Source organism: Prevotella sp. tc2-28 (assembly GCF_900107705.1).
Classification (GTDB): domain Bacteria; phylum Bacteroidota; class Bacteroidia; order Bacteroidales; family Bacteroidaceae; genus Prevotella.
Genome location: NZ_FNRE01000011.1, coordinates 104,678 through 125,873, shown reverse-complemented (window position 1 = coordinate 125,873; position 21,196 = coordinate 104,678). Strand labels below are relative to the sequence as shown.

General features: G+C 50.0%; 15 protein-coding genes and 1 pseudogene. 11 read left to right on the top strand and 5 right to left on the bottom strand.

All coding sequences use genetic code 11. The features are described 5' to 3' along the window. Positions 1-39 precede the first annotated feature (39 nt). The 4 genes from BLU47_RS10810 to BLU47_RS10795 form a co-directional block, all read right to left on the bottom strand. Positions 40-684 (bottom strand): porin family protein, encoded by a 645-nt coding sequence (locus BLU47_RS10810; protein WP_091962380.1) that lies wholly within the window; start codon positions 682-684, stop codon positions 40-42. Between the two features lie 250 nt (positions 685-934). Further along, positions 935-1,522 (bottom strand): porin family protein, encoded by a 588-nt coding sequence (locus BLU47_RS10805; protein ID WP_091962377.1) that lies wholly within the window; start codon positions 1,520-1,522, stop codon positions 935-937. Between the two features lie 231 nt (positions 1,523-1,753). Then, on the bottom strand, positions 1,754-2,320 hold the full coding sequence (locus tag BLU47_RS10800) for a porin family protein (RefSeq protein ID WP_091962374.1): 567 nt from the start codon (positions 2,318-2,320) through the stop codon (positions 1,754-1,756). Between the two features lie 180 nt (positions 2,321-2,500). Then, complete coding sequence (locus tag BLU47_RS10795; RefSeq protein WP_091962371.1) at positions 2,501-2,881, bottom strand: FMN-binding protein; 381 nt, start codon at positions 2,879-2,881, stop codon at positions 2,501-2,503. A gap of 63 nt (positions 2,882-2,944) precedes the next feature. Here BLU47_RS10795 and BLU47_RS10790 point away from each other — a divergent pair, with 63 nt between their 5' ends. Then, positions 2,945-3,844, top strand: coding sequence for an alpha/beta fold hydrolase (locus tag BLU47_RS10790; RefSeq protein ID WP_255402162.1), 900 nt, complete (start codon positions 2,945-2,947; stop codon positions 3,842-3,844). On the opposite strand, the gene BLU47_RS10785 is transcribed toward BLU47_RS10790, so the two are convergent. After that, the gene (locus tag BLU47_RS10785) at positions 3,822-5,882 is read right to left on the bottom strand and encodes a glycoside hydrolase family 127 protein (protein WP_091962365.1); all 2,061 of its coding nucleotides are present in this window, start codon (positions 5,880-5,882) and stop codon (positions 3,822-3,824) included. The two genes, BLU47_RS10790 and BLU47_RS10785, sit on opposite strands and share 23 nt — an antisense overlap. Before the next feature lie 97 nt (positions 5,883-5,979). Between BLU47_RS10785 and BLU47_RS15190 the strand changes: the two are divergent. The 10 genes and pseudogenes from BLU47_RS15190 to BLU47_RS10740 form a co-directional block, all read left to right on the top strand. Beyond that, a pseudogene (locus BLU47_RS15190) lies at positions 5,980-6,918 on the top strand (glycoside hydrolase family 43 protein); the annotation flags it as partial. Further along, complete coding sequence (locus BLU47_RS10780; RefSeq protein ID WP_255402166.1) at positions 6,901-10,194, top strand: MGH1-like glycoside hydrolase domain-containing protein; 3,294 nt, start codon at positions 6,901-6,903, stop codon at positions 10,192-10,194. The pseudogene BLU47_RS15190 and the gene BLU47_RS10780, both read left to right, overlap by 18 nt. Next, positions 10,191-12,527, top strand: coding sequence for a family 78 glycoside hydrolase catalytic domain (locus tag BLU47_RS10775; RefSeq protein ID WP_091962362.1), 2,337 nt, complete (start codon positions 10,191-10,193; stop codon positions 12,525-12,527). Before BLU47_RS10780 ends, BLU47_RS10775 begins: the two co-directional genes overlap by 4 nt. A 97-nt stretch (positions 12,528-12,624) precedes the next feature. Then, entirely contained in the window at positions 12,625-13,605 is a 981-nt protein-coding gene (locus BLU47_RS10770; protein ID WP_091962359.1) for a CDP-alcohol phosphatidyltransferase family protein, read from the top strand. Positions 13,606-13,610: 5 nt separating this feature from the next. Next, positions 13,611-14,651 carry a lysylphosphatidylglycerol synthase transmembrane domain-containing protein gene (locus BLU47_RS10765; protein WP_091962418.1) on the top strand — a complete coding sequence of 347 codons (1,041 nt, stop codon included), beginning with the start codon at positions 13,611-13,613 and terminating at the stop codon, positions 14,649-14,651. Between the two features lie 4 nt (positions 14,652-14,655). Further along, entirely contained in the window at positions 14,656-15,699 is a 1,044-nt protein-coding gene (locus BLU47_RS10760) for a pyridoxal phosphate-dependent aminotransferase (protein WP_176780549.1), read from the top strand. 6 nt (positions 15,700-15,705) lie between these two features. Next, positions 15,706-16,440 (top strand): phosphocholine cytidylyltransferase family protein, encoded by a 735-nt coding sequence (locus BLU47_RS10755; RefSeq protein WP_091962356.1) that lies wholly within the window; start codon positions 15,706-15,708, stop codon positions 16,438-16,440. 108 nt (positions 16,441-16,548) lie between these two features. Beyond that, positions 16,549-17,487 (top strand): dihydrodipicolinate synthase family protein, encoded by a 939-nt coding sequence (locus BLU47_RS10750; RefSeq protein ID WP_091962412.1) that lies wholly within the window; start codon positions 16,549-16,551, stop codon positions 17,485-17,487. A gap of 17 nt (positions 17,488-17,504) precedes the next feature. Continuing rightward, on the top strand, positions 17,505-19,019 hold the full coding sequence (locus BLU47_RS10745; protein WP_091962353.1) for a sodium:solute symporter family protein: 1,515 nt from the start codon (positions 17,505-17,507) through the stop codon (positions 19,017-19,019). A gap of 30 nt (positions 19,020-19,049) precedes the next feature. Then, positions 19,050-20,870 (top strand): S41 family peptidase, encoded by a 1,821-nt coding sequence (locus BLU47_RS10740; RefSeq protein WP_091962350.1) that lies wholly within the window; start codon positions 19,050-19,052, stop codon positions 20,868-20,870. Positions 20,871-21,196 lie beyond the last annotated feature (326 nt).

Below are 21,196 nucleotides of genomic sequence, written 5' to 3'. Positions count from 1 at the left end.
GTGGGAGCGCAGCTTGTATTGTTTGCTAATTCGCGGAGATTAGAGAGCGAACTTGTAACCCAGGGTTACTGAGAATACATTGTGGCGGCTGTCAGAACCTTCCAGAGCCTTGGTCACACCGATGTTGTAACGAGCGTCCAGAACGAAGCTCTCGTACTCGTAAGACAGACCAACGGGGATGGCAAGCTGGAATGTCTTCACACCATTCTCGATTTTCTCGTCAACGTCAATATTGTAAGATTGTCCGTTAACAGCACCTACTCCGTTCAGCGCCTGTTTCTTTGAAACGCAGAAACCAGGCTGTACACCGGCCTTAACAGCAAGACCCTTGACGATGTAGTAGTTAGCCAAGATGGGGATGTTCAGGAAGTCAAGCTTCAACTTGCGGTCACCATTATATTGAACTGTGCCAATAGCGGGCACAGAAGCAGTCAGAGAACCATTCTCCTTAACACCCTGCATAGAGTAGAGCAGACCAGCAGATACGCTGAAGTTCTCAGCAACACCATACTCGCCCTCAACACCAGCAGCAAGACCTACGCGGACCTTTGAATTCTCAGCCTTGGTCATAGAAGCGATATTCATACCTACCATGGGTTTCAGTGTGAACTGACCAACCTCGTTCTGAGCACTTGCGCTCAATGTAGCTACCATCAGGGCAGCAATCATCATAATCTTCTTCATAATCTTTTTCCTTTTTTAAAAAAACAATCTTTTTTCTTAATTCATTTGTCAATGCCTAAAAACAGCATTTTTCGTTTTGACGGTGCAAAGGTACTGACTATTCCAACAAGAGCCGAACTTTTTCTAAAAAAATGTTATGTGTGCGTACACATTCTTAACATAAGTCAAGATAACACCGCTTATTGTACAAAAAAAACTGCGCCCCGATGTGGGAGCGCAGCTTATATTGATTAAATTAAATTCGCGGAGATTAGAGAGCGAACTTGTAACCCAGAGTGAACATGAACACACTGTTGTGGCTCTTCTTGTCACTATTGTCATTCTTAAATGTGTTTGTCAAACCCCAGTTGTAACGAGCGTCGAACACGAAGTCAGCATACTCGTAAGAAAGACCGATGGGAATTGACAGCTGGACCTTGTTGCAAGCATCCTTGATGTCATTATCTACTGAGTTACCGCCATTAGTAAACTTCTCCTTAGCTTTTACCAGGAAACCAGGCTGAACACCAACCTTTACGGCAAAGCCCTTGAACAGATAAGCATTGGCCAGGATGGGTACGTTGATATAGTCAAGGTTTGTCTTGAAATCAGAATTGTCCTTGTTCTTGCAACCTTCCATAGAATAAAGAACACCACCAGAAACGCCGAAAGTCTCGGTGATACCGTACTCTGCCTCAACACCAGCAGCAAGACCTACCCTAATCTTACCATTGTAGTTGGTAATATTAGAAAGGTTTATACCAACCATTGGTTTCAGCGTGAACTGACCAACCTCGTTCTGAGCGCTTGCACTCAACGTAGCTACCATCAGGGCAGCAATCATCATAATCTTTTTCATAATCTTTTCTTCTTTAATAATAAATAAGGTGTTTCCACCTGTTTAATTGTTCACGCCGCAAATATAAACATTATTTTTGAATTGACAATGATTTTTTAAAAAAAATGTTGTGTGCGCGCACACATTCTTAATTTATGTCAATTCCAGAGCGCACATAAAAGCTGACATTGAATAAATAAGCCCCACTCCTCAGGAGAGAGAAGCAGGGCAGAAAAAAATCGTACTATTCGTTTAAATATCGAACTTGTAGCCGACGGTTATCTGGAATACGCTGTTGCGCTGACTGCCGTTGCCCTTATTCGTCTTGCTCAAACCCAGGTTGTAACGAGCGTCAAAGACGAAATCCTTGTACTCGTACGAAGCGCCAATAGGAAGAGACAGTTCTATGGTCTGGCACGAACTTGTCACCGTTGCGGTATTGTTGCCCGAATGCGATTTGGCAGAAGCGATGATACCAGGCTGGAGACCAACCTTCAGAGCAAAATTCTTCGTAACATAGAAGTTAGCCAGCAAAGGAATATTGATTTCCAACAGCGAGAAAGAGTTGTCCCCTTCGAGCTCGCAACCCTGCATTGACAGCATAAGTCCACCCGACAGACCTACGAGATCACTCAATTGATACATTGCATCAGCACCACCGGCCATACCGAACTTGATGCTATTGCCATTCACGTCGCCAGCAAGATTAGCCAGGTTGAAACCTACCTTCGGAATAATCGAAATGGAACCCACACGATGCTGAGCACTAATCGAAACAGCCATACACATGGCAACTGCCAACATAATAATCTTCTTCATAATCTTAATTTTTTTAATGAATAATTATTGTGAACTAAAACCATCTAAGCAGTTATGCATTTGCAAATATAAAACATTATTTTGGAAAATGCAAACATTTTTAAGAAAAAGTTGCGTCTTAGGCGATTATTATCCAAAAATGCACGTTAACTGCCTGAAAATCCCGTCAGTAGCCACAGACTATTTGTGCTTGAAATAGTAGTCCACGGCACGGCGTATGTTCTCTTTCATGGCATCAGACGTAAAAGTAGCCCCCGTGACGCCATCCACCTCGGGTACAACACCTTTCTTGATTTTGGCACCTTCGTACTTGGGCAACATTCCCTTCTTCACCTTGGCCACATATTTCGCACCGTCCATCGTCTTCAACGGCACTACCTTGACAATCTTGTTCTTCTTGATATAAACTTCTACGGGCGTAGGACCGTTGTAGCCCTCCACGTCCTGAGCCAGGGTGGTGGTGTTAACGACATAGGTGCCGTCCTTCTCTTTCCTCATCACATCGTCTGCCTGGACTGACATAGCGCCCATCAGCATCAAAGCTATCAGTATCTTCTTCATTGTAGTATAAAATAATGTGTTACGATTCTTTTTCGGCTGCAAAGGTAGCAAAAAAATTGGAAAATGACTATCTTTGCACGCATGAAATGGTTTTACTGGATACTTCTCATGGCGGTGTGCACCAGTTGCACCACCACTCACAAAGGCCTCGTCAGCACGACGGGGAACGGTCGAATATACTACGAAGAGCGTGGTAAAGGCGAACCCATACTACTCCTTCATGGTCACTCGCTGGACCGCAGGATGTGGGACGAGCAGTTCAAGGCTTTCGCCAAGCATCATCGCACGATACGGCTGGACTTTCGCGGCTACGGGCGCTCTTCCGAACAGCGTGAGGACCTGCCGATGACGCACGCTGACGACGTGATCACCCTGATGGATTCGCTAGGCATCCGTAAAGCACATGTGGTAGGACTGTCGATGGGAGCCTTCGTAGCCGGCGACCTGCTAGCGATGTATCCCGAACGACTCATCACTTGCACAATGGCATCAGGCGGCATTCGCTCATCAGAAGGTCCACACACACCTGTCAGTCCTGCGGAACGCGCTGAGCGCCTTCGCAAGATTAGCGAGGTGTATCAGCAAGGCGTCGACAACATGAAACGCCAATGGACGGAGCAGTTGATGGCCTCAGGCGGAACGCAACGCGAGCGGATGCGCAAGCCCCTCACCCGCATGATTCAAGCGTGGACAGCCTGGCAAGCCACCCATGTAGAGGTGCGCCTGTATTACGGCAAGGAAGCCTGGCAACGGCTACAGGAGCAGGAGAACGACGTCCCCACCCTATGCATCAGAGGCGAGAACGAGTTGAAGGGAAAGAAAGGCGAGCCACGCGAACTGAGGTATCTGAAAAATGGCCGCTATGTCGTTATTCCCGACTGCGGCCATATGCTGAACATGGAGCGACCGAAGGAGTTCAATCGCACCGTGTTGGATTTCATCAATAGTTACCCAGCGCGCTGATGCTCTGAGGCATCCACACCTCCATCAGACCGATGCCACGATGGTTCCAGGCATAATAAGGAATCATGGTCAGCTGGGCAGCCTTGGTGGTCAGCGTTCCCTTTGAATCCGTGTCCACTGCCTGACCGTCAACCTGAATAGCTTTCACGTCGAAGGTCACGTTGCGAGTACCTTCTATCTTCTTGTCAGTCACCGTAAAGCGAGGCTGACGAGGCATCAGGAAGTTGAAGATGCTGAAGTCGGCATTGTCGACACCCTCAGCACAATATACCAGAGGGCCACGCTCGACAGCAATGCGTCCGCGATCGTCCTTGACAGCAGGATTAGCCTTCACCGTGCGGACAGGCATATCCATGTGCAACGTCACCACATCGCCTTTCTTCCACGCACGCTCAATCTTCAGGTAGCCATTCTCCAGTTCACCCTTGACCTCCTGTCCGTTGACCTTCACCTGATAGCTGCCCAGCACGTCGTCGCTGAAGCGGTAGAGGTCGCTGGGAACGGGTTGTTTGTTCACCCACTCAGGAATGCGAATCATCATACGGAAGTTCTTAGCCTTATTCTTCAATACCTTAATGGTCACATCACCATCCCAAGGATAGTTGGTCTGCTGCTCCAATACGACATCCTTGCCTTCAACCTGCATCGTTGCCGTGTTGCCTGCATACAGGTTGACATAGAGCTGACGGTCCTTGACAGCATACATATAGCCAGGGAACGATGGGATGAAACGGCAGAGGTTAGAGGGACAGCAGGCACATCCGAACCAAGGCTGGCGCTCTTTGGTATTGTCGGCATTGAAGGCATATTTGCCGTCAGCAGCCAACGGGTTGGGATAGAAAAAACGGCCTCCGTCGACACTCATACCACTGATGACACCATTATACAGGGTACGTTCCAAGCAGTCGATGTACTTAGCGTCACCATGCAGGAGGAACATACGATGGAACAGATAGACCATCGAGATTGCAGCACACGTCTCGTTATAGGAAGTCAGATTGGGCAATTCATAATCAGCACCGAAAGCCTCTCCCTGATGACGCGCTCCGACACCACCCGTGATGTAATACTTCTTTGAAACGATATTGTTGTAGATGGCATCAATAGCTTTCAGATAAGCCTCGTCGCCTGTCAGAGCAGCCACATCAGCCATTCCGGCATACATATAACCGGCACGAACGGCATGTCCCCAAGCCTCTGTCTGGTCAACAACGGGTTTGTCGCTCTGCGAATAAACGTTCTTCACCGTTGTCTTGCCACGATAGTCGAGCAGGAACTTAGCCTCATCCAGGTATTTCTTCTCGCCCGTCAGGACATAGAGACGAGCCAGTGCCATCTCGGCAATCTGATGACCAGGAACCACGAGTGCCTGTCCGTCTTTGTCGCCCACCTCGCGGATAACGCAGTCGGCATAGCGCTTAGCGATGTTCAGGAACTTCTCCGAACCCGTAGCCTGATAATGGGCACAGGCGGCATCCACCATGTGACCTAGGTTATAGAGCTCGTGACTGGCATGTTCCTCTGCAGCCCAGCGCTTGTGGGCAGCCCATCCGTGAGGATGCTCGGGATTGATGGTACGGGCGGTATAGAGATAGCCGTCGGGTTCCTGAGCAGCTGCCACGATATCCAGCACCGAGTCGATATACTGTTTCAGTTTGGCATCGGGATAGGTCTGCAACACATAAGAGGCTCCCTCAATGGTCTTGTAGACATCCGTATCGTCGAAGGAGAAGCCCATGAACTTGGCTACATTCCACTTGGCAGTCTGCAGTCCCTCATGACCCGGGTGCTGCAAGGTAAAGGCTGCCATCTTGAAGTTCTCATAACGGTGTGTCTCCTCGCATTTCTGAAATGCCAAGGGAATAGTCACCTCACGGGCAGCATGGATTCGGTCGCCCCAGAAGGTGTTAGGTGTTACCTTGACAGCAGTAAATGGAACTTGGCTGATAGGATAGCCATTGGTACGCACTTGTTCTTTTTTAGCAGACATGGTCAGTGCCATTCCCATGCACAGCGTGATAATTGTTAGTCGTTTCATATTTTTGTTTGATGGTTTATCGCTTGGAGTGTACAAAATTAGTCTTTTAGTTACAAACAGCCAAATCTTTCGTCTAATAATAAATAATAAATGTAACATGAAACAACGTTTTTGTATCATTTGCCTATTCATGGCAGTTGCGATAACGGCTTTCGCCCAGCGTGAAGTCTATGTGTCCACCTCGTTCCACGAACCCGCTACAGAGGGTTTGAGGTTCATCTACAGCTACGACGGATGGCATTGGGAGGCCATTCCCGGCACCTGGTTGAAACCGGAGGTTGGCAAGCAGAAAGTGATGCGCGACCCCAGTATCATCCGGACACCTGACGGCACATTCCATTTGGTATGGACCTCATCGTGGCGTGGCGACAGAGGCTTCGGCTATGCCTGTTCGAAAGACCTGAAGCACTGGAGCGAGGAGCGTTTCATCGAGGTGATGAGCGACACCACTACGGTCAATGTCTGGGCACCCGAACTTTTCTGGGACGACGTCAAGCAGCAGGCCATCATCATCTGGGCATCATGCATACCAGGCAAGTTCCCCGACGGACAGGAAGAGCACAAGAACAACCACCGACTGTACTATACTACGACGAAAGACTTCAAGACCTTTGCGCCCACAAAACTGATGATTGACCCAGGGTTCTCGTGCATCGATGCCACACTGGTCAAGCGGGGCAAGAAGGACTATGTGATGGTTCTGAAGGATAATACGCGTCCTGAACGCGACATCAAGGTAGCTTATAGCAATTCGCCCTACGGACCATGGTCAAAGGCTTCCGAACCGTTTACTGGCAAGATGATGGAAGGTCCTACGGTACTGAAACTTGACGATAAAACAGTAAATGGTAAATTGTCAAATAGTAAATCTGGCTGGCTTATCTATTACGACCGTTATCGGCTGAAGGACTTCGGCGCCCACTTCACCAAAGATTTTGTGAAGTTCGAGGATGTGTCGAAAACGGTAAAAGTGCCCGTCCTACACAAGCACGGCACTATCTTCAAGGCTCCCGAGAGCATTGTCTACGGACTCCTGCATGCAAACGACCGCATCCATTATACAGGTAAGACGCTCAGTAATCCCAACCGACACGATGGCGGACTGTCGCCCGTCGTTGGCGTGCATAACATCCAGATACTACGTGCCAACCGTGAGCATCCCACTAAGGCTGGCAACGACGGGTGGACCTATAACCACCAGCCCATGATGGCATATTGGAACCAACAGTTCTACGTCCACTACCTCTGCGACCCGAAAGACGAGCACGTGCCACCTTCACGCACGATGCTGCAGACCTCAAAGGACGGCTATACATGGACAGAACCTGAGATTCTGTTCCCCGAACTGCAAGTGCCCGAAGGTTTCCAAAAGCCCAACCGTCCTGAAAAGGCGCACAACCTGATAGCCATCATGCACCAGCGCGTAGGGTGGTATGTATCGAAGAGCGGACAACTATACGCCATCGGCAACTACGGCGTTGCTTTCGACAAAAAGGATGACCCCAACGATGGCAACGGCATAGGACGCGTCATCCGTGAGGTAAAGAAGGACGGCACCTTAGGCCCAATCTATTTCATCTATTTGAATTCTAGTTATTCTAGATATTCTAGAGAATCTAGACAATCTAGAGAATCTAGAGAAATTTTCCCTTACTACACCAAGGCCGACAAGGCTACGCGCAAAGCCTGCGAGGAAATTCTGGCGAACCCGCGCTACAGGATGCAATGGGTGGAAGAGGCTGATCGCAACGACCCGCTGATTCCACTTCACAAGGAATACAAGGCTTATTGCGACTACACACTGCCTGACGGACGCATTGCATCGCTCTGGAAACATGCACTAACCAGCATCAGCGACGATGGAGGACTGACATGGGCACAACCTGTAGAGCGTGCCAAGGGATTTGTCAACAGCAATGCGAAGATATGGGGACAACGACTCACAGACGGCACCTATGCCACTGTCTACAACCCCTCGGAATACCGTTGGCCACTGGGTATCAGTTTGTCCAAGGATGGTTTGGAATACACCACATTAAACCTAGTACAAGGTGAGGTGCCTCCTATGCGCTATGGGGGCAACTATAAGTCGTACGGTCCACAATATGTAAGAGGCATCCAGGAAGGCAATGGCGTACCCAAGGACTCAGACCTCTGGGTGAGCTATTCGATGAACAAGGAGGATATGTGGGTTGCTCACATCCCCGTACCCGTACAGACAGAAGCCCATCAGCATGCACAAGTGGACGAACTGGACGCCAATAGCCTTTCAGCTCTTTCAACATGGAATATCTACTCACCTGTATATGCACCCGTCAGTCTGGCGGATGGCTGGTTGACGCTGAAAGACAGCGACCCCTTCGACTATGCCCGCGTGGAGCGTAAGATTCCTGCATCAAAGGAACTGGAGGTTACCTTCGACCTACTACCTCATCAGAACGACCACGGATTGCTACAGATAGCTTTCCTCGACCAGCACGGCACAGCCTGCTCACGTATCGAACTGACACCCGAGGGTATTATACGTTGCAAGGGTGGTGCCCGCTATGCCAACATCGGCAAATACAACGTGAACGAGAAGGTCAGCATGAAGTGTATCCTCAGTGTTTCAAGACGATTGATAGAGGTTTTCATCAACGACAAAAAAGCCGGTCAGCGCATGTTCTTCGCTCCCGTAGAGAGCATTGAGCGCATCATGTTCCGAACAGGCGAAGAGCGCCGATTCCCTGATGTCGACACCCCAGCCGACTGGGATGGCATCCTGCCTGATGCTGGCGAACGGGAGACAGAGGCTTCTTTCTCCATCGCCCGTTTCCATACCCAGGGTCTGGATGCTCAGGGTGCCGTGTTACGCTATGATGACTACAAACATTACGTCGACTATTTCAACACGATGGAAGACGAGAATATCGTGCAGACCATCCCCAATGCAAAAGCATGGGAGTGGATGACACAGAACATACCTCTCTTCGACTGTCCTGACCGTGGCTTCGAGGAGATGTGGTACTTCCGCTGGTGGACGCTTCGCAAGCATATCAAGACAACACCTGTGGGCTATGCTATGACGGAATTCCTGGTCAACAGAAGCTATGCCGACCAGTACAACCTCATCTCGTCAGGCGTGGGACACCATATCTTGGAGAGCCGTTGGTTGCGCAACCCCATGTGGCTCGACCAGATTATGAACACCTGGTACAAAGGAAATGATGGACAACCCATGAAGAAGATAGCCAACTACTCATCGTGGATGCCGCACTCACTGTGGGGACGCTACCTCGTAGACGGCCGCAAAGACTGGATTGTGGGTATGTTGCCCTCGCTGGAATGGGAATACAACCACTGGGAAAGCACCCATACCCGTGACGGAGGCTTCTACTGGCAGGCTGACGTGCAGGATGCAATGGAGGAAACCATCTCAGGTGGTCGCAAGAAGAAATACTTGCGCCCTTCTATCAATGCCTACATGTATGGCAACGCAAAGGCTATTGGCAATATCGCCCAACTGTCTGGCGACAACAACAAGGCTAAGACCTATTTCGACAAAGCTGACGACCTGAAAGAGAAGGTACACCAGAAACTGTGGAACAAGCAGCACCAGTTCTTCGAGACACACCGCATCGACTCTAGTGCCAATGTCCGCGAGGCTATCGGTTTCATGCCCTGGTACACCCATATGGCCAAGGACGAGGCGAAATACGGCATTGCCTGGTTGCAGGCTGCTGACGAGAAAGGGTTCTCTGCTCCTTATGGACAGACGACTGCAGAACGCCGCCATCCGCAGTTCCGCACCCACGGTGTAGGCATGTGCGAATGGGACGGTGCCGTATGGCCTTTTGCCACCAGTCAGACGCTGACGGCGATGGCAAACTATATCAACGACTATAGCAACCCAGTAGTGGGTGACTCACTATATTTCGCTGAGATGGAGAAATATATGCAGAGCCAGCACATGCGTGGGAAACCCTATATCGGGGAATACCTCGACGAGACGACAGGCTACTGGCTCAAAGGCGATCAAGAGCGTTCACGCTATTACAACCACTCTACATGGAACGATTTGATGATTACGGGAATCTGCGGATTACGCCCTCGCAGTGACAATAGCATTGAGGTCAATCCTTTGCTGCCTGTAGGCAAGTGGGACTACTTCTGTCTGGACAATGTGCTATACCACGGCCATAACATCACCATCCTCTGGGATAAAAACGGCACTCGCTATCACATGGGAAAGGGACTCCGCATATACGTAGACGGAAAATGCGTAGGTCAGCGTAAGGACATCGGGAAAATCATCATCAAAAACGCTCTATGAAGAAAAGCCTTCTCGTTATACTATTCTCACTGGCCTCATTGGTCATACAAGGCCAGGACTACTTCGGAGGAGCCCACTGGATTGGTGCCATCACCCGTGAACAGGCACACATACCAGAAGGGCGCCACTATCAGGGAAGTGTTCTGAAAGAGACCAAGGCACTATGGGCAGAGGCAGACACTTTGTCACGACGCAGCATCATTCTTCGTCGTTCTTTCAAACCGTTGAAACCCATCAGGCATGCAGAAATACGCATCTGCGGACTTGGCTTCTACGAGCTGACCATCAACGGACAGAAGGTAGGCGACTCTGAGTTTGCTCCTTCATGGAGCGACTACGACAAAACCGTGTTTTTCAACACCTATGACGTCACCCGACTGATTCAACAAGACGACAATAACATCCGTGTGCTCTTAGGTAACGGATTCTACAACGAGCAAGGCGGGCGATACCATAAGCTTCGTATCTCGTTTGGACCACCCACGCTTTTGTTCCTCCTATATGTTACCTACGAAGACGGTCTGCGCGAGCGACTGCTGAGTGACGAGAAGTGGGAATGGACTCTGTCACCTATCACCTTCAACAGCATCTATGGCGGAGAAGATTACGATGCCAGACTGGAGTTGAGCGAAGAAGGCGAAGAGGCAGGATGGAAGCCCGTTGTCATGATGGAAGGTCCCAAGGGACTGTTGCGCCCACAGATAGCTCACCCTGTGAAACTGATGGAACGCTATCCAGTCAAGCAGGTGCTCCGCAAGGATACTATCCTCGTGCTCGACATGGGACAAAACCTGGCAGGATTTCCTGAGATAACCGTCAGTGGACAACGGGGCCAACAACTGAAATTGACACCTGGTGAGACGCTGGATGCCAACGGACTAGTGAACCAGCGACAGACGGGTCGTCCACACTACTATACCTACACCCTGCGAGGAGCGCATCAAGAGTCGTGGCATCCAAGATTCTCGTACTACTCATTCCGCTACCTGCAGGTGGAGGGCGATGTGAATGTGCTGAAAAGTGTGGAGTCATGCTTCATCTATAATGCCGCCAGGCGCACAGGCAGCTTCGAGTGTTCCAATCCTCGTATCAACGCCACCCACCAACTCATCGACCGTGCTATACGTTCAAACTGGCAATCTGTCTGGACGGACTGTCCGGCTCGTGAGAAGCTTGGATGGCTCGAACAAGACTGGCTCAACGGAGAGGCACTGGTGTATAACTACGATGCCAGGAGTATGATCGAGCAGACGATGCAGAACATTGTCGACGCACAGCATGCTGACGGTTCGATGCCTGAGATTGCCCCCGAATACACCCAGTTCACGGGTTCGTGGGCACGTCCTTTCCAAGAGTCACCTGAATGGGGAGGCGCCATCATCGCCCTGCCCATGCTCTATTGGCAGCACTATGGCGACCTGTCGTTAGCCAACCAGCACTACGATTCGATGAAACGCTATCTGGGATACCTGGCCACACAAGACTCTGCCTTCATCCTGAAGATGGGATTGGGCGACTGGTATGACTACGGACCAGGACGCGCAGGTTTCTCACAGAACACTCCCATGCCACTCGTGGCTACTGCACATTACTATCAGTGGACATGTTATCTGTATGTGATGGCTAAGCACCTAGGGCACAAGGAAGATGCCGAGATGTTCAACCAACATGCAGAAAAAATCCGTCAGGCCTTCAACCGGGCGTTCTACGATGCCAAGCGCAAGACCTACGGCACTGGGTCGCAGTGCTCACTCGCCCTGCCACTCTATCTAAAACTCGTTCCAGAAAGCGACTTCAAGGCCGTTCTTCAAAATCTTGTCAACGACATCCATCAGCATGGAGACCATCTGACAACTGGTGACATAGGCAATCGCTACCTGTTTTATACGCTGGCAAAGAACGGGCACCGAGAATTGCTCTATAAAATGCTGAACCACGACGATGTACCTGGCTATGGCTACCAGATCAAGAAAGGGCAAACCACCCTGACGGAACAATGGAACCCTGACATGGGAGCTTCCATGAATCATTTCATGATGGCACATATCGAGAACCTGCTCATCCCCGACCTGCTGGGCATTACACGCAGTGGAAACCTCATCGAGATAGCACCCCACCCCGTGGGCGACCTCATCTGGTGCAAGGGCTCCATAGAGAGCGCGCAAGGCACCGTCAGTGTAGCTTGGGAAATCAAAGATGGCATCTTCCTGATGGACATCGATATTCCCACTGACGGGTTTGCAGATGTCTACCTGCCCTTCTCAGGCAAAGCAGAGTCCGTTACTGAGGGGCATCATCACTTTGAAGAACCCGTGAGTCAGAAACTACGTTAAAAAGGTCTTTCCGTAAGGAAAATCGCAAATAAATTTGCTTTTTCGCTTACTTATTCGTACCTTTGCAAGCTGAATTCAACTTTTTTGACGTAGCATCATGAACGAAGAGTTTAAAAAAACACTCAAATCTTCTGAGACAGAAGACTGGCTGGACTTGCACTTTGTGCGTCCTTTCTGCTATTATTGGGCATTGCTCTTTGCCCGTCTAGACATACATCCCAACACGGTAACCATCCTCTCCATGTTCATTGGAGCCGGAAGCGCCATCTTCTTTGGTTGCGCCAGTTTCTATTACAATGGCATCGAGGGTCTTATGTTCAACCTGATTGCCATCCTACTGTTGTGCCTGGCCGACATCTTTGACTGCACAGACGGTCAGTTGGCTCGTATGACAGGCAAGAAAAGCCGTCTGGGCCGCATCCTTGATGGTGTGGCAGGCTTTGCCTGGTTCATCCCCATCTACCATGCAATGGTATACCGTTTCTATCTGCACCACGAATTGGAATTCCAGTGGCTAGGCATTGAGGACACCCCTGAGAACGCTCTGATAGCCACTGGTATTGCCTATGCCTTAGGACTCATCTCAGGCATCATGGGACTGGCTGGTCAACAACGTCTGGCCGACTATTACATTCAGGTACACCTCTTCTTCCTGAAAGGTGAGAAAGGCTCTGAACTCGACAACTCACAACGCCAGCAGGAGATTTTCGACCAAATGGATGCTTCAACACCTGCCGTAGAGCGCTATTTCCAGAAGTCATACATCGACTACACTAAGAAGCAGGAAGCTGTTACCCCCCAGTTCCAGCACTTGATGAAACGCCTTCGCGAGAAGTATGGAAGCACGGACAACATCCCTCAGGAGGTGCGCGATGAGTTCCGTCGTCATTCGCTACCCGTCATCAAATGGAACGGACTACTGACCTTTAACTTCCGCTCAGCATGGCTCTTCCTGTTCTGTCTGCTCGACGTCCCCGTCATGAACTTTGTCTGGGAGATTGTGGGCATGGGACTGCTCTACCTCTATGTCAACCATCGCCACGAGACTTTCTGTCGTCAGATGGCTGATAAACTGTAATGCCTATGAAGTGGACGAAGCAACGCCTGAACAACATGTTCTTCTTCCTCGGCTGTGCAGCCGTGGTAGTCATGCTGTTGACATTTGACGTCAGCTTCATCGAACTGTGGGAGCACCTGTGCCATGCAGGCTACTGGCTTGTCCCCATCCTAGGCGTGTGGTTGCTAGTCTACGGACTCAACGCATTGGCCTGGAAGGCTATCATTGAAGGCAACTTGGGCATGAAGGCACCCATCAGTTTCTGGCGTATCTACCGTTTGACGATTACGGGCTATGCCCTCAATTATGCGACCCCCGTTGGAGGACTGGGTGGTGAACCCTATCGCATCATGGAACTATCGAAAGACATCGACAAGGAACATGCCACTTCAAGTGTCATCCTATATGCCATGATGCACTTCTTCGCCCATTTCTGGTTTTGGTTCCTCAGCATATTCATCTACCTGGCACTGGCTATCGCAGGCGACCTGCCTCTTACAACAGGCATCGGTATCACACTGGGCGTCATCGTTGTCTTCTGCCTCTTTTTCTTCTACCTCTTCTCACGAGGCTACAAGAATGGGTTGGTGAAATACGTGCTGGGCGTCATCAGTCATATTCCAGGACTGAAACGGTGGACACTCCGCATGTGGGCGCGCCACTCAGAGACCATCGAACATATTGACACGCAGATTGCGGCTCTATACTCACAGGACACCAAGGCGTTCTATAAGAGTCTGGTATTAGAGTATTTCTCACGTGTCGTCCAAAGCAGCGAGGTGATGTTCATGCTGTTGCTCTTCGGCATTGACAACGGAGGCGGAATGGCAGGTCTGACCATCACCTTCCTGCATAGCATCCTGATTGTAGCGTTCACTACATTGTTTGCCAACCTCATCGGCTTCCTGCCTATGCAGCTGGGTGTTCAGGAAGGCGGCTTCGTGCTTTCCATAGCAGCCCTCGGGTTGTCGGCAGCATTAGGCATCTTCGTGAGTATCATCTGCCGATTCAGGGAGATTGTATGGATATTAATAGGAATGTTATTCATGAAAATAGATAAAACATAAACATATGGAAAAACAAATGAATTTTCTAGATCGTAACGAGTTTAATTTTGAGCCTAGCCCGAAAGTGGTGGAGGCCATCAAGAATTTTGACCCAAAGACACTGTGTTTCTATACCCGCATCTACGACCAGGGCAAGAAGAGCGTCATCTCTGTGCGCCTCAGCGAAATCTACAACGTGCCTGAGGAGCAGGTCCTGCTGACCTATGGCGGAGAGGACATGCTGAAAAATGCCATCCACTATTTCCTGATGGTGGGAGACAACAAGAAGATACTGATTCCCGAGTTCTCATGGTGGTACTACAACCGCGTAGCCTCCGAGTGTGGCGGTACTTTTGAGATGTACCCCTTGCACGAGAAGGAAGACACGTTTGCCTATGACGTTGACGAGGTGATTGAGTATACCAACCGCATCCATCCTCGTATGCTGCTGTTGGCTTCACCCAACAACCCCACCGGCAACGGACTGACTCCCGAGGAGATCGGTCGTATCATGGAGAACATCCCCTCTGACACGATGGTACTCATCGACGAGGCCTATGCCAGTTTCATCAGCACGGACACCGCATACATTGCTCCGCTGGTAGAGAAATACAACAACCTGATCATCTCGCGTACCCTGTCGAAGTTCTACGGGCTTCCCGGTCTGCGCGTAGGATTCGGATTCATCGGTAAGGGGCACGACCAGTTCCTAAGCTACACCAACAAGTATCTGGGCTACAACCGTTTCTCTGAGGCCGTTGCTTTGGCAGCTCTTGACAGTGACGAGCACTATCGCCACGTAGCCGACGACATGCAGTGGGGACGCGACCTCTTCAAGAAAGAACTGGGCAACCTGCCTGGCTTCAAGGTATACAAGTCCGTCGCCAACTTCATCCTCATCCAGTATCCTGTTGAGATTAAGGAACGCCTGATGGAGGCTCTTAAGATTCAGGACTATAAGATTAAGTTCATGAGCGACAAAGGACTGGAGTCATGTCTGCGTATCACTTTAGGACGCAAAGAACAGACACAGACTGTTGTTAACACTATTCTGTCCTGCCTGAAGTAAAGCATTATGATAGGAGTTATCTTAGCAGCAGGAATGGCCAAGCGCCTGCGCCCATTGACAGACACCAAGCCTAAATGTCTGCTGGAAGTAGGTGGGAAGACGCTTTTGGAGCGCACCGTGCGCGCCATGCAAAAGGCTGGCATCAAGGAATATGTGGTGGTGACGGGATATCGTGGTGAGATGATACGCAGCTTTCTGGAGAATTATGCCAAGAGTCAGGACATCCATTTTACCTTCCTCCACAATACTGATTACGAGCACAACAACAACATCTACTCGTTGTGGATGGCTGGTGAGGTGGTTCGTGGCAAGGACTTCCTGCTGATGGACAGTGATATCCTGTGCGACCCTGCAGCTGTAGTGGCCATCGCCCATCAAGAGGAAACAGCTTTGGCATTGAACCGTCATGAGTGTGGCGAAGAGGAAATCAAGGTCATCGTGGATGCCGACAACCATATCACGGAGATTAACAAGACGTGTAATCCGAAGGATGCTATCGGCGAGTCGGTAGGCATCGAACGTTTCACGGCAACCTACTGCGAGGCACTTTACAAGGAACTGGAGCAGATGATTCAGAAAGAAGGACTCATCGACGTCTTCTACGAGCGTTGTTTCGAGCGCCTCATCCCACAGGGACATACCTTCAAGGTGGTTGACACCACGGATTATTTCTCCTACGAACTGGACACTCCCGAAGACTTCCAGCGTGCCCAGGAGTTGATTCCCGCAGAGTTGCTCTAAGCTGACGCGATACAGCATTGGAAGAATCAACAATCCCTTTCTTTGAAGATGACAAAGGAGGGGATTGTTCGTCTTTATGAAAACAATAAAAACAAACAACTTAAAATGATGAATACAACATTCAAGACCCCCTTGAGCGGTATTATTCCACCGCTGGTAACCCCGTTGAAGAATAACGAGACACTGGACGTAGAGAGCCTGGAACGCCTCATTGAGCACCTCATCGAAGGTGGTGTGCACGGATTGTTCGTGCTGGGCACCACGGGCGAGGAGCAGAGCCTATCCTATGATGTGCGCAAGCAGATGATCAAGGAGTCGTGCCGCATCAATCGGGGCCGTCTGCCATTGCTCGCCTGCATCACCGATACTTCCATCGAGGAAAGTATCAGTCTGGCCAAGAAGGCTGCCGACTATGGTGCCGATGGTGTGGTCAGTGCACCACCTTACTACTTCGCTACCGGTCAGCCCGAACTGGCTCAGTTCTACGAAGAGCTGGTGCCCCAGTTGCCGTTGCCTGTATTCCTCTATAACATGCCAAGTCACGTGAAGGTGAGCTTTGCCCCCGAGACTGTGGCACGCATTGCACAGAACCCGCAGGTGGTGGGCTTTAAAGACTCCTCAGCCAATGCCGTCTACTTCCAGAGTGTGATGTATAAGATGCAGCACCGCAAGGACTTTGCCATGCTCGTCGGCCCTGAGGAGATTACAGGCGAGTGCGTGTTGCTGGGAGGTCACGGTGGCATCAACGGTGGTGCCAATATGTTCCCTGAACTCTATGTAGGCATGTATCAAGCTGCCAAGAATCGCGACATCGAGACGGTGCTCAAATTGCAACAGTTCATCATGCAGATTTCTACTTCCATCTACACCGTAGGCAAACACGGTTCCAGCTATTTGAAAGGTCTGAAGTGTGCGCTTTCCATGCTGGGCATCATCAACGACGACTTTGTTGCCTCTCCGTTCTATAAGTTCGAGGCGCCTGAGCGTCTGAAAATCCAGAAGGCACTGGAAGCCCTTCCGCTCAAAGACGGTAAGCTCCAATTATGAATTATGCATTATGAATTATGCATCTGATTGACTTTATCATCTTCATCGTATTCACGCTGGGTGTGGTTGTCTTCGGTTGCTCGTTCTTCAAGAAAGGGTCGAGTGCCGATGAGTTCACCTCGGCAGGACATAGCATACCCGGTTGGGTGGTCGGCATGTCAATATTCGCCACCTACGTGTCGAGCATCTCCTATATCGGCTACCCAGGAAAGGCGTTTGCCGCCGATTGGAATGCCTTTGTCTTCTCGCTCTCCATACCTATTGCGAGCTATTTTGCAGCCAAGTATTTTGTGCCGTTCTATCGCCATAGCGGTAGTGTCAGCGCCTACACCTTCTTGGAAGAGAAGTTTGGTGCATGGGCACGCCTGTATGCGTCGGCATGCTACCTGCTGACACAGATTGCCCGCATGGGTTCCATCCTCTATCTGTTGGCAGTTCCCATGTACATCTTGATGGGTTGGGACATGCACACCGTGATTATCCTGACCTCCATCGGCATCATCGTCTATTCCATGATGGGTGGACTGAAAGCCGTCATCTGGGCAGATGCCATCCAGGGTATTATATTAATAGGTGGCGCCCTGTTGTGCTTGGGCATCCTGATGTTCTCCATGCCAGAGGGACCCATGCAGACCTTCGAACTGGCTGCCAACTCACCGATGGGCAATAAATTCTCGCTGGGTGCGTTTACGTCAGACCTAACGACATCCACCTTCTGGGTATGCCTCATCTACGGCATTTTCATCAACCTGCAGAACTACGGTATTGACCAGAACTACGTGCAACGCTACCATGCAGCCAAGACGGACAAGGACGCGAAGTTCTCGGCCCTCTTCGGAGGTTATCTGTTCATCCCCGTCTCGGCACTTTTCTTCCTCATCGGAAGTGCTTTGTATAGCTACTACGAGGCTGGTGTGGCTTCTCTGCCTGCAGAGATACAGGCCAAGCCCGACTATGTATTCCCCTATTTCATCGTCAACGGACTGCCTGTAGGTTTGCGCGGACTGCTGATTGCGTCGATTTTCGCTGCTGGCATGAGCACCGTCTCGACCTCTGTGACCTCTGCTGCCACGATTATCCTCACGGACTATGTGCGCCCGTTCTTCCTCAAGGCACGCAACGTAGCCGACCATCTGCGCCACCACGACCCTGCCGACCATCATAAACATCAGAAACTGGAACTGGCCATTGTGCGACTTTCCAGCTTCGGGGTAGGACTCTTAGGAGCCTGTGTAGCCATCGCCATGCTGAGTGTCGAGAGCATCATCGACGCCTGGTGGACACTCTCCAGCATCTTCTCGGGTGGCATGTTGGGATTGTTCCTTTTGGGTTGCATACCGCAGAAAATCAGTCGCTTCGCAGCTTTCTTAGGGTGCGTCTGCGGCATTATTGTCATCGGATGGATCTCGCTGGCTGAGCTGTGGCATCTCCCAGGCATCCACCTGCATCCCTATCTCGCCATCGTCCTGGGCACCACGACGATATTCCTCGTGGGTTTTCTGCTGACACTGCTTTTGAAAGGAAAGAAATAAGAAATTATAAACTCAATAACATTATCGACTATGAAACAGAACAAAACACTTTGGCTCCTGCTGACCATGATAATCGTGGGGGGTTTTACACTGACTTCGTGCGTAGACAACCAAGACAACCCCAGTGGTGGCGGTGGTAGCGACAAGGACAAGAAATATGTGGAACGCTTGTTCCCCGTTGTCAACACCGAAAACGACCCATTAGGCACGGTACTGTTGCGTTTCTACGACGACATGCCCAACGTGGCCTATATCAGCGTCAGCCATTTCCAGGAGATGATTTATCCCGGCACCACGATTCAGGTGACGAACCTTGGCGACGGCAAGTATATTTTGACCAACCCGTTCGGCACGGCTAAGGTAGACACCGAGAAAGACATCTTCACGAGCAACGACTACGTGGCGTTTACCAACATGATGGGAATGGTAAAGCCAGGATTGCCTAACATCGAATACGACGCACTGCCCCTCATCAAATGGAAGTCGGTGGACATTTCACCCAAGCAGGTTGATGTGACGCTGGATTACGGAGCATTCGACATTGACATCAGAGAGGACGGCCAAAACGTCTATTTCCCCTTCACAACCATTGCCAATCTCTACACAGACATCTTTAATCACATGGCTGCCTTCAACGGACTGACGGTAATGACAAGTCCTAATGGTTTCTACTCACTGTTAAACGGATTCCCGACATTCTACACCACACCCCTATACAAAGATACGCGCGCAGCCGACATAGCCAACTACAACTACAAGAACCTGTGTTTCACGCTCACTAATTTCTTTGGCTATCCAGGTCGCACACTCATAGAGAAGGATATGAAGGAGAAGGGCTTGGATCAGGCTTTGCAGGACTACGGAAAGGCTGGTCAAATGACACGCGATCTGTTGCTGTCCACAAACATGTACGACTTCTTCTCAGGAACTGCCACACTAAGCTGTCTGCTCAGCGACGGCGGACATACCAACATCGACCTAACAGGAATTAACAAGATAGACAAGGGCTCCTCCTTCCCCGACAAACTGAAACCCATCCGTAGCGAAAAACTGGAAGAGTTTGAGAGCTACTGTCCGGAATATGTGGCGATAAAAAAATCAAGTGCCGAAAGAAAGCTGTTGAAAATGGAGCTGGACGAACAACGTAAAACTAAAATAGGCGAAGGTGTGAAATACACCAAAGTGGGCAACACAGCCTATTGCTTCTTCGACGAGTTCATATGCGACGATTCCAGATGGCACTTGTACTACAAGGGCGAAGGTCCCAAGCCAACCATCGAAGACTATCCTAACGACTGGCTGATCATTCTCATCGATGCACTCGAGAAAGCACAGAAAGACCCTGAGGTCAAGAACTTCATCCTCGACATATCAACCAACAATGGAGGTTCGTCGGACATCGTGCTTTTCGTCACCTCGATGTTCGCCAACAAATCCGACATGTACTCCGAAAACACGCTGACAGGCCAGAAGACAAAGTCCACGTATGAAGTAGACCGCAACCTGGACGGCAAGTTCGACGAGAAAGACAAGGACTTTAAACTGGACTTTAACATCGGTGTGCTCATCAGTCCGGTCAGCTTCTCATGTGGCAACATGCTGCCAGCACTCCTAAAAGACTACGGCATCTGCCTGCTCGGCATGAAGTCGGGAGGCGGCTCCTGCGCCGTTCTCTATGGCCCCTGTGCCGATGGTTTAGGCTATCATTACTCCTCTCATCGCAGTCGCCTCAACAATGTGAAAGGTGAGAACATCGACAAAGGCATCGAACCCGACTACCAGTTGGAAATCGAAGACTACTTCGACATTCCCAAAGTGGGCAAGCTGATAGAGCAATTCTACGCGAAATAAGCACTTCTTTCACACCATTCAAAAGGGGACAGGCTTCAAACCTGCCCCTTTTATCTATAAGCGCCCTCCTAGCCTCGCCCGCAAATGCTTTCTGCCTTTCAAATGTCGCCCTATCCATAGTTTTTACATTGGCAAAGATACAACTTTTTCCAATATTTTATTCGCTCATTCAAAAATAACTCGTATTTTTGCAGGCAGAAATGCAGTTAGGATATGACGAAAAACATCATGAAAGTGTTTGAATCTACAACAATACATCTTAAGCGCCCTATGTTGATAATTGCCATCATAGATTCGGTGTTTCTCATTCTAATGTATTTTTCTTC